Here is a 12,810-nt window from a genome sequence, read left to right as displayed (position 1 = left end):
ACACTTGCCTACGGATGCCCTACCCCCCTAGGGTATCGAGCTGTTGGATTCCTTCGGCACGGGAATCCCTGCCGGTCCGATGCGAGACACACACCTCAGAGGCCCGCCTCGGCGGAGTGCGACATCCAGTACCTGTAAGGAGTGGAACAGTGAGCCAGTCAACAAGTCCATCGACGTCCAGACGACGCTGGTGGGCGCTGTCACTGATCGCGGCAGCCCAGTTCATGGTGATCACGGACACCTCGATCATCGGAGTGGCATTGCCACGCATCCAGGAAGACCTCGGGTTCTCCCAACAAAACCTGTCGTGGGTCTTCAACGCCTACGTGGTCGCGTTCGGCGGCCTGCTGCTGCTCGGAGGTCGTCTGTCCGACCTCCTCGGCGCCCGCCGTGTGTTCGCCACCGGTTGGCTGGTCCTGCTCGCCGGGTCCGTGGTGGCCGGTGCAGCCGGCTCGGTCGGCGTGGAGCTGACCGGTCGCGCGGTCCAGGGCGTCGGAGCGGCGTTGATTGCACCATCGGCGCTGACGTTGCTGATGATGCTCTTCGGTTCCGAGCCACGCGAGCTCACCAAGGCCCTCGCGCTGTACGGTGCGGCGGCCCCAGCTGGCGGGACGGCAGGAGTCTTCCTCGGAGGCGTCATCACCGAGTACATCAGCTGGCCCTGGGTGTTCTACCTCAACATCCCGATCGCTCTCGTCGCGCTCATCGCCACCCCGGCGCTGATGCCGGCCGGCGGCGCCCGCAGAGGGTCACTCGACCTGATCGGGGCACTGACAGTCACACTCGGCTTGGGTGCGGCCGTATATGCGATCGTCCGTGCTCCTGAGGTCGGCTGGGCCTCAGCGCAGACCCTCGGCGGCCTCGGGGCGGCCGTCGTCCTACTTGCAGCTTTCCTCGTCGTTCAAGCAGCCCGCCAAGAACCCCTTGTCAGGCTCGCGATCTTCCGTACACCGAACCTGGCGGCGGCCAACATCGCGCAGGTGCTGCTCGGCGGCGCGTGGATCCCAATGTGGTTCTTCCTCAACCTCTACCTGCAGCAGGTCCTGGGCTACGCGGCCTTCCCCAGCGGAGCGGCGCTGCTGCCGATGACGGCCCTCATCATGATCGGCATGATCGCGGTCGCACCGAAGGCGATAGCCAGGTACGGGCCGAAGGCGATGATCGTCACCGGGCTCGTTGTCCTGGCCGTCGGTATGGGCTGGCTGTCCCTTGTCCGCCCCAACGGCAACTTCTGGGTCGACGTCCTACCGGCCTCCCTGGTAGCAGCCCTCGGCATGTCGTTGGCCTTCATCCCGTCCCTGGGCACCGCCATCTCCAGCGCACCCCCGCAGGAAGGCGGTCTGGCATCGGGAATCGTCAACACCAGCTACCAGGTCGGCTCTGCCCTCGGACTAGCCGCGATGACCGCCGTGGCCGCCAGCAGCGGCGCCGGCCAACTCGACGACCCCACTCAACTCACGAACGGATTCTCCGCTGCATTCCTCGGCGCCGCCGGCATCGCGCTAGCCGGCGGCCTCATCGCAGCCGCCACGCTGCGAGGTTCCCGACCCGGCACCGACACACCAGCGCCCAACGCCATCGTGCAGTCAGAACACCGATAACACCGACCGGCCGGGGCGGCACCTCCTCGCCCCGGCCGTCCGTGAGCACGCCCACTTCGGTGAGAGACTTGGATCCGTCCGCTCTGGATGGCGAACCTGCCCGCGCGGCGCGGTCGTTCAACCATCGGGCTTCCTTCCGCTGGGCCTGGGACCGCAGCTCGTGCGAACACCAGCTTCCAGGGCCTCGCCACGGCCGTGTTCGCGCCCCACGGTGGGGATGGATGCCACTGGCGGGCGCGATAGTCGTCTGACGCTCCGCCTCTTGCGCGTCAGGGACGCGTCGCCGCGGCGAGAAACAGCAGCGACTACTTCAAGAAACGCGCGATCGAGCTGGGGTGGGAGTTGATCACCCGTCCGGTCTCCGAGGGCGGCTTCGGCCTGCCGGAGTCGGGCCCGCCGGATCGTCTCCGGTCAGCGTGGGTCGCCCAGATCCAGCCGGTCAAGCAGCCCAGCCGCGTCGAATGCGCAGATGAGTTGTTCGCGGCCCTCGGTGAAGTGGGCCCAACTGTCGTAGTGGACGGGAACCACCTGGCGAGCACCGAGGATCTTGGCGGCCTCGGCGGCCTGGGCGCTGTCGAGGACGAGGAGCGCACCGTCGAAGAGAGCGCCGGGGAAGCGGGGAGCACCGGCGAAGAGGATGGCGGTGTCCAGCGGTCCGAAGCGCTCCGCGATCTCCCTTACGGGGTCGAGCGAGGCGTTGTCGCCGCTGACGTAGAGGGTGGGAAGGTCCTGTCCGGTCAAGACGAATCCGACGACCTGGCCGGTGAACGGTTCGACGTCCTCCCGTGCGCCGGGTCCGTGGATGGCGGGCACACCCGTCACGGTGATGGTGCCGCCGCCGGGGCGGTCCAGCTCGATCGACTCCCAGTCGGCCAGCCCCTTGGCGCTGCCTCCCAGGCGCTGCCCGCCCCCGGGAGTGGTGAGAGTGAGTGGGACGTCGGCGAGTAGGGCGCGGCCCGAGTTGTCGAGGTTGTCCGGGTGCTCGTCATGGGAGAGCAGGACCACGTCGATGCGGCCGAGGTCTGCGGAACTGCCAGACGGAGGCGCGGTCTTGGTCAGACGAACCCCGTGCTGATAGTCGCCAGGAGCATCGAAGGTCGGGTCGGTAAGGAACCTCAGTCCACCGTATTCGAAGAGGGCGGTCGGGCCGCCGAAGACACGAACGAAGATCTTCTCAATGTTTTTGTCCGCAAACGTCACGAAAAACTCCTCACGGATGAGAACCTGCCTATCCGTGAGGTGACACTAGCTCGTCCTCACGGATGAATGCAAGTCGTACCATGAGAAGCATGAGCGAAAGCCTGACCGCCGAGCCTGTGCTGCCGTCCGCGCCGGGGGCGGAGCAATACCTCGCTCTCGACTTCGTCAACAGCGCCATCTCGCTAACCGGTGGGCAACTCATCGATCTCCTCGGCACGCCTGAAGCAGCGAGCCACTGGCTCAGGGAACGCAGCCTCGCTCCGGTCGGTGCGGGAGTGCAGGAGATGTGTGTGACCCAACTGCGCTCGCTGCGCGAACACGTCAGGGCATTGTTCGCCGCCCACACTGCCGGGCTTCCCGCCTTGCCCGCAGCACTGTCCGCCGTCAACGATGCGCTGAGCAGGGTCCCCACGACCGCCCTACTGCTCTGGGACGAGAAGAGGGGTCCCCACCGGGCGGCAGCGTGCCCCACCAACGAGATCCTCGACCACGCTCTGGCGGTCATCGCGGCCAATGCGGCCGACCTGCTCACCGGCCCCGACGCCGAAATCCTGATCGCCTGCGATTCCACTCCCTGCAATCGCTACCTCCTGCGCCGAGGCCGCCGCCACTGGTGCTCCACCCGCTGCGGCGACCGCGCCCGCGCCGCCCGCGCCTACGCCCGGCGTACTCAGTCGAAAGCAAACTGACCACCGCCCGACCCTCTTGGCTCTGGCGGACGGTTGAGGCACTCATCGGCTTGCACACCTGCGGCTTGCACGCCAGCACCCGGCACCTCGCCGCGGCGCAGTCGTGGTCCCGCACCCGACGGTGAACGACCTGGCCGCACTCGTGCGCCTCATCCGTGAAGTGCTCTAGAAAGGCCTTGCCGGTACACCGCGCCCGGCAGCGCTGCAGCTGCGCATAGAACTGCTCCAACACACGCGCGCTGCCCTTCGCGATGGAGACGTCGCCCAGCGCCGGCTTGATGGTGCGCTCGGCGTAGCCGCGATACCCCTCCGGTCGTCTGCTTCGTGCACCTGCAGCCACGCGTCGAGGGTGTATCCGAGGGTTGCCCTTCGTCGAGCCGGTGCGCTGCTGGTCGACTTTGGCGAGCAGCCGGGTGCGGATCGGCTCAACCTGGCGACGGTCGCGCGTGGACGCGGTGAGGTAGGTGTCCTTGCCGGTCAGCAGGTCGGGTCCGGCGTAGACGAGGGCCCGGAACGAGCTGCCGCGCTGGCGGACGAAGCCACGCATACACCGCCCGAGGCACCTTCAGCCCCCGGGGCAACCGACAGAACCATTGACAGACGGTCGGCCGGTCATGCCTCCGACGGCAGCGTTTGCGCAGGTCAGGTGCGGTGGGCCGCCTGGGGATCGAACCCAGAACCCGCGGATTAAAAGAGGGCCGACCACCCTCGAGGGAGCCGTCCCAAGCCTGCTGATCGGGCCATTTGCCTGTCTGACCTGTCACAGATGGCACCCGACGACGGCGTTTCATTGACAAAACCATTGACAGACCTTCCAGCGCCAACGCCTTGGCGACAGCAAGGGCGGCGGCCGTCTCAAGCCCTCGATGGCGCCGTGCGTCCTCGCAGGACCTCGGCCTGGTCGACGCCGAGAACCCGCAGCGCCCTGTACCTCGCGTAGCCGTCCACGAGGCTCGACCCAGGCCCAAGCACGATCAGCGGAAGGATCGGCACCCCCGACAGGATGAGCTACACGAAGCGGTCGCGCCGACGCACGTGCGTCTCGTCCGTGTCGTGCTGCTCAAGCATCGCGAGATCTGGTCGAAGCTCATCCAGTGAAACCTCGCACTGAAGCCGGTCACACCCGGCCACGAGCGCCCTCGGGAACATCGCGGCACTCATCGCCGACCGACGATCGCGGGCACCATCAATGAAGTCGATGCTGAGCAGCCTCTGTCGACGCTCCGAATCCTCCAGGCACGACTCCGTGACGGTACGTGCAGAACGACGGATCGATCTGCGACGTTACTCAGACCGCCTCCCCACCACCCACGACCCCGGTTCGCATCGGGACTCATGAAGCGTACGAAGCCGTCGCAGGCGATGTCTTCGATCAACCGGTGGCGAGGAAGTCTTCCTCTTGACTGTCCGCGCCGCGAAGACGACTTTGGAGGTTCGCAGGCGTGACGGAACGAACGAGGCCGATCCGCCCGGACGCCACAACCAGGCGCTCCCGCTCGGCGTGCGGGCTTCGCGCCGCAAGGAGGCTGCCATGTCGGTGCTGAGTTTGACGCCGCCGCTGGACATCACCTGGACGCGCATCGCGTTCTCCCGGGACATGATCGACACGAACTTCGGCGATGCCACGTTCGGGCCCAAGTGGCGCTCGTCGCTTGCGGTCTACTACTACGTCGTCCCCGACGAAGAGACCGCCGACGCGTACCCGAACTCCAGGATCGTCTACCTCAAACTCACCTGCAGCATCACCGGCTTCAACCCCTCCGAGGGACTGGCCGGCGCCAAGCAGATCGCCGAGGAGTCCGGGGCGCTCGACGACCTGCAGCGATCGACGTGGGAAGTCGTTACCGCGAGCGGCTGGTCCGCCAAGTACTGGCCATGCCTGGGCGCGATCATGCAGCTGGCCGTGTACCCCAATGGCGGCGGGGATGTTGACCCCGACGACTACCCGTACATCCTCGACTTCGAGCCAAAGAAGCGGGAGATGTACGAGTCGGTGAGCGAAGGCTCGGAATTCCTGTCGGGGTCGCAGGACAAGACGGAGATCACCAAGGGCAGCACCAGCGTCAGCGGACTCGAGATCGGCGGCAGCGCGGGCTTCAGCATCGGCGGGTTCGGCGCCAGCGGGTCGGTGACACATACGTCGTCGGACACGAATATCAACCAGAAGACGACCGACACCTCACGCGAGGCCCGCGAGACACTCAGTCGCACTACGCAGAGCAGCCAGATGTACCAGCTGTTCAACGGCTACCACCTTGGCAGCAACCGGGCACTGTTCGTCGTCGCACCCCGGCCGCACACGGTCTCCGACCAGAGCCAGACCGAGTTCAACCTCATCGACGGCGCTCGGAAGCTGGAGGGCATCCAGGAGGTCTTCGTCGTCGTGCACATGCCCAAAGACCTGCCCGGCTTCTGTCTGCAGGCGGGTCTGGACACAGGTCACCAGGTGACCACCCTGGTGCCCTACCACTCGCTGATGGCGCGCCGGATCGATGACGGTGGACCACCGCTCCCCAACGGAGGCGGGGTGCCCCCGGTACCTCCGCCGAACCCGCCAACGCCGCCGCCGGCGACGCCGATCCGGCAGCTGGTGGTGACTCGCAGGGTGGTGCAGAGCTGTGGCACGTTCGACGAGAACGGTCTGCTGCAGATCAACCAGCTCAGCGAACCGCCACCGCCCCGGCCGATCGTGCACGGTGAGATCGGCATCGTCGACGTGGCGACACAGGTGGCGTACGCACGGCTGGCCAGCGATCCGTCCACGGCGAACCGAGCCGGGGTTGCGAACGCGTTGAATGCGGTACAGACCCAGGTCACTCGGCTGATGATGGACCGGCACACCGCCGTGGGTTACGAGCCACGGGACCTTGCGGACACCGACACCTTCAGGTCCCTTGTCGCCAATGCGGCCCGCGAGGACCCCACCCCCGTCGCCGAGCTGGTTCGTGCCGGGCACCTCACTGACCGGGATCTGCGCGACCTGGAGTCTCGCAAGGTCCGCACGATGAGCGAGCTGTTCGCCATGGAGATGAGTGATGCCGATTCCGCGGCGACGGCGGACATTCGAAGCCGTGCGATCGCCAGCCTCACGGCGATACCGCAGGTCGGGTGAAACGCCGAGCCGCCGCGGGGTGATGCGACATGCCGGACCAGGAGAACGAACATCCGAGCACCAGCCCGGACCAGAACGGCAACGTGTACGGCGTGTCTCCGGCCGATGAGCAGGAGATGAAGTCGTACGACGATGAGCGGCTGGCGGCGCAGTGGCGCGAGGTCGTCGACAACCTCGTCGCTCAGGGCGCGGACGTGCTGCCGTACAGCTCGCCAACCGGTGACACCCAGTTCGCCGACCGGGTCAACACGATCATGTCCGACCACCTCGCGGAGATCCAGGCGAACCCGGCCGCGGCGGCACAGGACTCCTACCAGCTGAACCGTCCGGAGCCGGCCACCAGCAGCGTCGGTGCCAACGTGGCGCAGGGCGCGGATCCGGTGAACCTGTTCGACGGCGACTTCGTCTACGCAGCGACCGACATGCAGATCGCTGGCGCGGGAATGGACTTCGCGCTCACGAGGACTTACTCACAGATGTGCGCCTACCGCGGGCCGCTCGGGTCCAACTGGGACCACAACTACAACCTCTGGCTGCGGGTGTCCGGCGACGGCCTGGTCATCCGCCGATCCAACGGCCGAGTACACGAGGAGACCTACCGTCGGCACGAGCAACACGCGTACTGGCTGCCCGTGGACGGCGCCGCCGGTGTGCTGCTGGAAGCCGGGGCCTCCTTCGTGCACCGGTTGCCCGACGGTCACCTGGTCAACTACCAGCCACATCCGACGCTCGGTCCCTTCGTCCACGTTGCGGCGAGCCTGGCGGATCGCTTCGGCAACCGCATCGGCCTGCGCTACACGGACGGGCTCCTCACCCGGGTCGAGGTCAACCACCCCCAGAGAGTCGTGGACATCGGCTACGACACGGAGGACCGGATCGTTGCCGTGCGCGACCACACCGGCCGCCAGTGGCGTTACGAGTACGACGACCTCGGCGACCTCGTCGCTGTCACAGCGCCGGCTCCGCAGGAGGCCGTGTCCGGGCCAACGACGCGCTATGAGTACAGCTCCGAGCTGACCGGAGACCCTGACCAGCAGCACCAGCTGGTCTCGATACTCGACGCCGACGGGCGTCTCTATCTTGAGAACGAGTACGGCGATGTACCCAGCCTGGTCAGCTACCGCCGCGTCGTGCGCCAACGCCAGGGCGGTGGCGAGGTCCTGTTCGACTACGAGGACGTTCTCGAGGAGTTCCCGTTTCCCTACGCCTCGCACGAGCGCCCCACCCATCAGACAGTTGTGACCGAACGGGACGGGAGCCAGATCCGCTACCTGTTCAACCGGTTCGGACACATGCTCTTCCGAGAGGAGTACGTACGGATCGGCGGTATTCCTCGGCTGGTGTCCTCCCACTACCGATACAACGCGGACGGCAACCTCGTCGGCATGGTCAGCCCGCTCGGGGTAGTCACCCAGATGCTCTACGGACGCGAGCTGTACGAGCGACGCTTCCCAGCCGACGACGGCTACCGGCCCGAGACCGATCCCGAGCTGACCGAGCGGGAGCGCCGCCAGTTCGACAACCTCCTGGCGGTGGTGAAGCGCGGCAGCTACCACGACATCCTCGACCTCAGCGCCGCCGCGGGACTTTGGTCCCAGAGCGTGTTCCCCGACATCGTGCAGACCGACGCAGACGACGTTATCCAGAAGATGACCTACGAACCGGAGTTCACCCAGGCGGTTACCCTCTCGGACCCGCGAGTGACCAGCAGCGCCGACCCGGGGTTCGCGGAGGGGGCGGAGTACGAGCGCAGGCTGACCCGGTTCGGTTACACCGACGCAGGCTCGACGGGCCCCCGGTCGCTCCTCGAGTCGATCGAGATGCCGACGCCGACCCTCCCGGACGGGACCGCGTCGCTGCCGGTGCTGACCCGGTTCCCCGACCATGACGACCACGGCCGGCGGCTTCGGATGGTGGCGCCGAACGGGCTCGAGGTTGTCAACACCTATGCCGGCCAAGCGGACGGGGTCCTGGAGGGCTTCCTCACCAGGACAACGTTCGACGCGGCCGGTCTCGCCATCAGCAAGGGCTACGAGCGGGATCCTCTCGGCCGCGCCACGCGAGTGTTCCGTCCACCGTTCTTCGACATCGGAGACGACCGCTTCTTCACGGCGTATGCGTACGACAGACTCGGACGCGTGGTGCGGTCCACCAGCACGGCACCGTTCTCCGTCGAGACGCGCTACGAATACTTCCGAACCGGCGCCGTCAAGAAGGTGGAGACGCAGCTCAAGAACGAGTCGAACGCCCTCGACGGGTCCGCCGTGATCGCCAACCGTTACGACGAGGAGCTGCACCAGACCGCCCAGACGGTCGGCGCTGCTGCCGGTGGGACTCTCAAGCGGTCCTTCGTACTCTTCGACCGCGCGGGCAGGGCGTACTTCACGATCGATCCGACCGGCCGCAAGCAGAAGATGTACTTCAACGAGCGATCACAGGTCGCGCGAACTGTCGACGACGTCGGCGGCGTGCACGCCGTGACCCGGAGCTTCTTCGACGCCGATGCCCGCTTGGTGCGGCTGGTCGACCCACGCGGTGCGGCGACCGACCTGGGATACGACGCGCTCGGGCGTCTGGTAGATACCCGCGACGCGCTGGGCAATCGCGTCCGCCGCCGTTTCGACAAGATAGGAAACCTCGTCGTCGAGTGCCGCTACGAGCGGGCGGGCGCCGACCGGTTCGTGCTGCTGGCCCGCAGGGAGTTCGGCTACGACGAGCTCGGCCGACTGGTTGTCGCGGGGGTGAACAGGTTCGCCGAGCCCCCGCCAACCGTGAGCGAGGCGGAGCTCGAAGACGCCTTCGTGACTAGTGGGCCGGGTGACCTGCTAACCGTCCAGTACTTCTATGACAACGTCGGCAACCTGACCAAGGTGGTCGACCAGGCCGGCCGCGAGTCCCTCGCGGAGCACGATCTGCTCGGCAGGCTCGTGCGTACGGTTGATCCGCACGGGAACGAGCTGAGGTTCCGTCACGACAAGGAGGGCAACGTCCTGCGCGTCGACCGGCGGGAGGTGACGCTGGACGCCGCCGGTGCTGTCGTGGCCTCTCGACACTTCGCCGAGGTCATCGACTACGACGAGCTGAACCGTGTGGCCGAGCATCGTACGTCTACGGGCCGCGTGCGCTATCGATACGACAGCCGCGGCCACCCGGTCACGGTGATCGACCAGCTCGGCAACGAGAGCCACAACACCTACGACGTATTCGGTCGACTCGTGGGGAGCCGGCAGCTACTGCCGCCACCGCAGCCTGGTGACCAGCCGCAGCCCGTGGTCACTTCTTTCGAGTACGACCTCGACGACCGCCGGACCCGCCACATCGATGCGCTTGGCCGGGTCACCAGCTACCGCTACGACTCGGCTGGTCGCCCAGTCGGCACCGTGCTACCCGACGGCACGTCGGACTCGTCGATCTACGACCGGGCAGGGAACCTGGTCGGCCACACGGACCGCAACGGGCTGCGGCGCGCGCTGGAGTGGGACCTGCTCGGACGACCCACGCGGATGGAGGTCGATTCGACGGGCCTAGGGCCGGAAGCGGACTTCGCTGGTGCGACGAGCTACCGGGCCGACTACGACGGGCTCGGCAGGTTCCGACGTGCGGAGAACGATTTCATCGTCCGCGAGTTCGGCTACGACTCCATAGACCGCGTGCTAGAGGAGTCCACCCGAGTCACCGCGGCCACCGGAGCCGATCCGGCACGGCAGTTTGTGCTGCGGCGGGAGTACTCCGCAACCGGTGCCCTCACCCGGATGATCTATCCCAACGGCCGGGACATTGTCTACGCACGGGACCGCCTGGACCGGGTCGAGGAGATTCGGCAGCTGGCCCGCGGCGCCGACTATCCGGGCGACTCCCAGTCCCCGGACTCCGGCGTCATCGCCGGCTTCGAATTCGAGGGCCTCCAACTGGGCCGCATGACCCGCGGCAACGGGACGTCGACTTCCTTCGCGTACGACGTCAGCGGCAGGATCGTCCAGGTCGAGCACCAGGCCGGCGGCGTACCGCTGCTCACCAGCCAGATGCTGTACGACGGTGCCGGACAGATGCGCCAGCGGACCGAGACAGGAGCCAACTTCGCAGGCATGCGCAGCTACCGCTACGATACTCTGTCCCGTCTGGTCGAGACCCGCGCCTCCAACACCCCGGCTCTGGTCGACCTGTCCGGTATCGCACCGCCTCCCGTCGCACCGCCCGATCCGCTGCCCGATCGGCAGCCCGAGGTCGACGCTCTGATGGCGGCCGTGCCGACCGGCGCCGGGACGGGTTACGACCTGGACCCTGCCGGCAACCGGCTCGTCACCTCGACCGGCGGCATCACGACGACGTACCAGCCCAATCCGGTGGACCAGTACGAAGAGGTCGGCGGGGACGCGTTGACCTATGACGCCAACGGCAACCTGACCGAGGACGCCGCCTTCCAGTTCGGCTACGACCACCGCGACCAGCTGACAAAGGTGATCCGCAAGGCAGACGGCCACGAGGACGAGTGGTTCATGGACTACTTCGGCAGACGCTGCGCACGACGATCGGGTTCAGCACTCGCGATCACGATCGGCGACGGGCACAACCCGCTTGAGGAGTACTCAGCCTCAGGGCTGGTGCGCAGCGTGGTCACCGACACCACTCGGGACGGGATCGTGGCCTCCTCTGGCGGCGGCCAGGACCTCTACCTGCTACCCGACCCCGACGGCTCGATCCGCTACACCTTCAATGGGCCGACCCCGAGCAGCTTCTACGGCTACGACGAGTACGGGAACGTCGAGAGCGAGCACTCCGCCGGCGACGACAACCCCTTCCGGTTTGCGGGCAAGCGCCTGCTCGGCGACACCGACGACTACGACTTCGTGTTCCGTACCTACCGCCCGACGCTCGGCAGGTTCATGCAGCGCGACCCCAGCGGATACGTCGACGGCAGCAACCTCTACTCCTACGCGAGGAACAACCCGCTACTGTTCCGCGACCCGGACGGGTTGGAAAGCCGTCCTGAGCAGACCGTCAACTCCGGGCTCTACACAGCCCGAGCGGCGAGCACTCCGGTGGACTTGAGCGGACGACCGCTGCAGGGTCAGTACAACCTGTGGTCCGGTCAGGTCGGGCTTGGGCAGGCGAAACAGGCGCCGGGCTGGGTCATGGAGCAGACGAAGCTACACGTCGACGCCGAGGACCTGGAAAAGGCGTGGCACGCCAAGAACCCCGGCCAGAACATGCCGCGCGACGTCTTCGAGGACATCTGGGTCGGGCGGTCCCGTACCCTTGCGCGCCAGGCCTCGCTCGCCGGGATGCCCGTCAAGTCATGGGGTCTGGACACCCATCCCAACCCCGGTGGGACGGTGCAGTTCCAGCACGAGATCCCGACAGTGCAGACCTGGGGGACCGTCTCCGCGCTGGGTATGAAAGCGGGCGCACTACTGAACCTGTGGGCGGCCGCGCACGTGGACAACCCCTACGTGAAGGGCGTCGGGTTGGCTGCCGGCACAGCCGAGGCCTTCGGCGGAACCCTGTACCTGGGCGGGGCGCTCACCACCGAGACGTCGATGATGGCGCTTGGAGGCACGGTCGCGCGCTACAGCGGTGGGCTTGGCCTGACCGTGGTCTCCGGATACACATTCGTACACGACGTGTCGCAAGGCAATGCCCGCGACGCGATCGGCAGCGGCGGGAACACCGCCACCGGCGTCACGATGCTGGTGACGTCAAACCCCTACGCGCTGGTGGCCACCGGGACGTTCGCCGTCTCCTACAACGCCAGCCGCTGGATCGCCAAGGAGACCGGCTGGGGGCAAGCCTCCGGGCATGCCGGCGCCAGCGTCACAAACTTCATCATGGGCGACGACCCCGGCATCATTCGCACGGGCGCTGGCTACACGGCCGGCATAGTCGTGACGTCGGTCGGCGTGGTGGTCGTAGAGCCCGTGGTCTGGGGCGGCAAAAAGATTGGCCAGGGCGCTTCGTGGGCCTACGACAAAGTGACCGACCTGATCGGCTACGAGTTCGACTGGTAGTGACCATGTGCTTTGCGTTGAACAGGTCGCCGTAGACAGGCACCTCCACGCCGTCGAAGCCGGCTCGCTTCGTACGGGACCCGTTCTCGTGCACGACCGAGCCCAGCGACCTGCGGAGCACTGACGAGCATGTCGTGATCACGGCGCATGTTCCTACCGATGAGAAGGTTTGGTTCGTCTGCCTCGCGGGAGCGCCAGCAACC

At 66.9% G+C, this 12,810-nt stretch carries 5 protein-coding genes; 4 read left to right on the top strand and 1 reads right to left on the bottom strand.

The annotated features are described in order from the left end of the window. Window positions 1-149: 149 nt before the first annotated feature. Window positions 150-1,601, top strand: a complete 1,452-nt coding sequence (locus tag HEB94_RS12125; RefSeq protein ID WP_337917625.1) for an MFS transporter — start codon at window positions 150-152, stop codon at window positions 1,599-1,601. A 411-nt stretch (window positions 1,602-2,012) separates the two neighbouring features. On the opposite strand, the gene HEB94_RS12120 is transcribed toward HEB94_RS12125, so the two are convergent. Then, complete coding sequence (locus HEB94_RS12120) at window positions 2,013-2,801, bottom strand: MBL fold metallo-hydrolase (RefSeq protein WP_192749984.1); 789 nt, start codon at window positions 2,799-2,801, stop codon at window positions 2,013-2,015. A gap of 89 nt (window positions 2,802-2,890) precedes the next feature. Between HEB94_RS12120 and HEB94_RS12115 the strand changes: the two genes are divergently transcribed. The 3 genes from HEB94_RS12115 (at window position 2,891) to HEB94_RS12105 (ending at window position 12,607) form a co-directional block, all read left to right on the top strand. Continuing rightward, window positions 2,891-3,490, top strand: a complete 600-nt coding sequence (locus HEB94_RS12115) for a CGNR zinc finger domain-containing protein (RefSeq protein ID WP_202896298.1) — start codon at window positions 2,891-2,893, stop codon at window positions 3,488-3,490. Between the two features lie 1,531 nt (window positions 3,491-5,021). Then, window positions 5,022-6,602, top strand: coding sequence for a hypothetical protein (locus tag HEB94_RS12110; protein WP_192749982.1), 1,581 nt, complete (start codon window positions 5,022-5,024; stop codon window positions 6,600-6,602). 29 nt (window positions 6,603-6,631) lie between these two features. Beyond that, complete coding sequence (locus HEB94_RS12105) at window positions 6,632-12,607, top strand: RHS repeat-associated core domain-containing protein (protein WP_192749981.1); 5,976 nt, start codon at window positions 6,632-6,634, stop codon at window positions 12,605-12,607. Window positions 12,608-12,810 lie beyond the last annotated feature (203 nt).

The sequence above is a fragment of the Actinopolymorpha pittospori genome, from assembly GCF_014873875.1.
Classification (GTDB): Bacteria; Actinomycetota; Actinomycetes; order Propionibacteriales; family Actinopolymorphaceae; genus Actinopolymorpha; species Actinopolymorpha pittospori.
This window is presented reverse-complemented; position numbering and strand designations above follow the sequence as displayed.